The sequence below is a fragment of the Mesorhizobium sp. M7A.F.Ca.ET.027.03.2.1 genome (genome assembly GCF_003999175.1).
Lineage (GTDB): Bacteria > Pseudomonadota > Alphaproteobacteria > Rhizobiales > Rhizobiaceae > Mesorhizobium.
Map to the genome: position 1 here is coordinate 1 of NZ_RZOM01001637.1, position 813 is coordinate 813.

Below are 813 nucleotides of genomic sequence, written 5' to 3' on the forward strand. Positions count from 1 at the left end.
CTCCTCCACCGTGCGCCAGGGCAAAAGGCCGAACTGCTGGAACACCATCGCCACCTGTTTCTGCCGCAGGCGCCGCAGGGTCGCCTCGTCGCAGGTGACGACGTCGACGGTCTTGTCGCCATCCTTGACCAGAACCTGGCCGCGCGACACCACGTTGAGCCGGTTGACCGCCCGAAGCAATGTCGACTTGCCCGAACCGGAGAGACCCATCAGCACGGAGATCTCGCCCTCGTTCACGGTCAGGCTGGCGCCGGCGCAACCCAGCACATTGCCGGTCTTTTCGAGGATCTCGGCGCGGCTGGCTCCGGCGTCGATCATCTTCAGCGATCCGGCCTGGTCGGCGCCGAAGACGATATCGACGTTCCGGAAATCGACGGCGACGGTCATTTCTTGCCTCCAACGGCGATGCGGGTCATCCGGTCGAGCACGATGGCCAAAACGACGATGGCGAGGCCCGCCTCAAGCCCGAGGTCGATCTTGCGCGAACCCAGCGCCCGGTTGATTTCGGTGCCGAGGCCGCCGGCGCCGATCAGTGCGGCAAACACCACCATCGACAGCGACAGCATGATCGATTGCGTCAGACCGGCCATGATGGTGGGCAGCGCCGAGGGCAGCTCCACCTTCCACAGCAACTGGCTCTTGGTGGCGCCGAACGCCTCGCCGGCCTCGACGATCGACTTCGGCACCGAGACGACGCCGAGATGCGTGAGACGAACCGCGGTCGGGATGACGAAGATGATGGTGACGATGAGGCCGGGCGCATTGCCGAGGCCGAACAGCGTCAGCACCGGGATCAGGTAGACGAAGGTCGGC

Annotated in this window: 2 protein-coding genes; both read right to left on the reverse strand. The window is 65.3% G+C overall.

Annotated elements, in window-relative coordinates; all coding sequences use genetic code 11:
* Window positions 1-387, reverse strand: a 387-nt coding sequence (locus EN750_RS37000) for an ATP-binding cassette domain-containing protein (protein WP_127302024.1), incomplete at its 3' end; no start/stop codon positions are given.
* A partial coding sequence (locus tag EN750_RS37005; RefSeq protein WP_127399460.1) for an ABC transporter permease subunit occupies window positions 384-813 on the reverse strand: 430 nt, incomplete at its 5' end. The genes EN750_RS37005 and EN750_RS37000, both read right to left, overlap by 4 nt.